This window comes from Candidatus Accumulibacter vicinus (genome assembly GCF_000584955.1).
Taxonomy (GTDB): domain Bacteria; phylum Pseudomonadota; class Gammaproteobacteria; order Burkholderiales; family Rhodocyclaceae; genus Accumulibacter; species Accumulibacter vicinus.
The window spans coordinates 91774-93510 of sequence record NZ_JDSS02000053.1 but is presented as its reverse complement, the minus strand read 5'-3'; the positions used below and the strand labels follow the sequence as shown (position 1 = coordinate 93510).

At 60.8% G+C, this 1737-nt stretch carries 2 protein-coding genes; both read left to right on the top strand.

Features of this window, described 5'->3' with window-relative positions:
• The coding region (locus tag CAPSK01_RS20785) for an FAD-dependent oxidoreductase (RefSeq protein ID WP_034931427.1) at window positions 1-829 on the top strand (829 nt) is incomplete at its 5' end.
• A gap of 46 nt (window positions 830-875) precedes the next feature.
• On the top strand, window positions 876-1697 hold the full coding sequence (locus CAPSK01_RS20780; RefSeq protein ID WP_034931424.1) for a DUF547 domain-containing protein: 822 nt from the start codon (window positions 876-878) through the stop codon (window positions 1695-1697).
• Window positions 1698-1737 lie beyond the last annotated feature (40 nt).

Genomic DNA, 1737 nt, shown 5'->3' with positions numbered 1-1737 from the left:
GCGCATCATGCCGCGCGAAGACCCGGAAGTGTCGGCGATGGTTGCCGAACGCTTTCGCGCGGAGGGTGTACAAGTGCTGCTGAACCATCAGGCGAAGGCCTTCGTCATCGAGCAGGGGGAGAAGATCCTGATCGCCGAGCACGAGGGAAAAGAACTGCGCATCGCCTTCGACGTCCTGCTGGTGGCGCTTGGTCGTAGCGCCAATCTCACGGGCTATGGCCTCGAAGAACTGGGTATCCCGAGCGGGCGGACGGTCGAGATCAACGAGTTCCTGCAAACACGCTACCCGAACATCTACGCCGCAGGCGATGTCGCCGGACCCTTCCAGTTTACCCACACGGCTGCGCACCAGGCATGGTACGCCGCGGTCAATGCGCTGTTTGCGCCTTTCAAGAAATTCCGCGCCGACTACTCGGTGATTCCGTGGTCGACCTTCGTCGAGCCGGAAGTCGCTCGCGTCGGGATCAACGAGCAGGAGGCCCAGGACAGGGGAATCGCCTACGAGGTCGCACGTTACGACATCGATGACCTCGACCGCGCCATTGCCGATGGCGAAGCCCATGGCTTCATCAAGGTGATGACCGTTCCCGGCAAGGATCGCATTCTCGGCGTGACGATCGTCGGCGAGCATGCCGGCGACCTCATCGCCGAGTACGTGCTGGCGATGAAACAGGGCATCGGCCTCAACCAGATTCTCGGCACCATCCATATCTACCCGACGCTCGCCGAAGCCAACAAGTACGTCGCTGGCGTCTGGAAAAAGGCGCACGCACCAGCGACGCTGCTACGCTGGGTCGAACGCTTTCACGCCTGGCGGCGGGGAGGCTGATCCCCTTGCTCCCGCCCCTATCGCAAAGACACTGGAGAACCGCGCCATGATGAGCAAACGATTTTTCTGGCTGGCCGCCTGGCTGACGCTGTTCATTGCCGGGCCGGTGCAGGCCTTCGATCACACGCACCGATCCTGGAACGACCTGCTGGTGCGACATGTGGTGGTCAGCAAGGAGGGCTACTCGTCGGCCGTGCGCTACGCCGGGATGCAGTCCGACCGGGCAGCGCTCAAGCGCTATCTGACGACTCTGGAAGAGGTCTCGCCACGCGACTACGAAAGCTGGAACAAAGGGCAGCAACTGGCCTTCCTGATCAATGCCTACAACGCCTGGACAGTCGAGCTGGTGCTGCAGAAGTATCCCGACCTGAAATCGATCAAGGATCTTGGCAGCACCTTTCGCAGCCCGTGGAAGAAAAAGTTCTTCACCCTGCTCGGCCAGGAACGCAGCCTCGACGATGTCGAGCACGGCATGATTCGCGCGGCGGGAAAATTCGACGAACCAAGAATCCACTTCGCCGTCGTCTGCGCATCGATCGGTTGCCCGATGCTGCTGCCCAGCGCCTTCGTCGCCGAAAAGCTGGAGGCCCAGCTCGAAGAAGGCATGCGTCGCTTCCTCTCCGACCGCAGTCGCAATCGCTTTGAAGCCGCCAGCGGAAAAATGAAGATCTCGAGGATTTTCGACTGGTATGGCAAGGACTTTGCCCAGGGCCATCAGGGAATGACCTCGGTCAAGGCGGCCCTGGCACGCCATGCGAATGTACTGGCCGACTCGGCGGCTGACATCAGGAGAGTCCAGAGTGGCGATTACGAGATCGAGTTTCTCGATTACGACTGGCGCCTGAACGACGCGCGCCAGTCCGGCTAACGGTCATGACTTTGCAAGACACCCCTGATCATGAAAGTCA

Excerpts from the sequence above, each read along its gene's own strand:
- CAPSK01_RS20780 (WP_034931424.1), top strand. The coding sequence starts at position 876 with ATGATGAGCAAACGATTTTTCTGGCTGGCCGCCTGGCTGACGCTGTTC.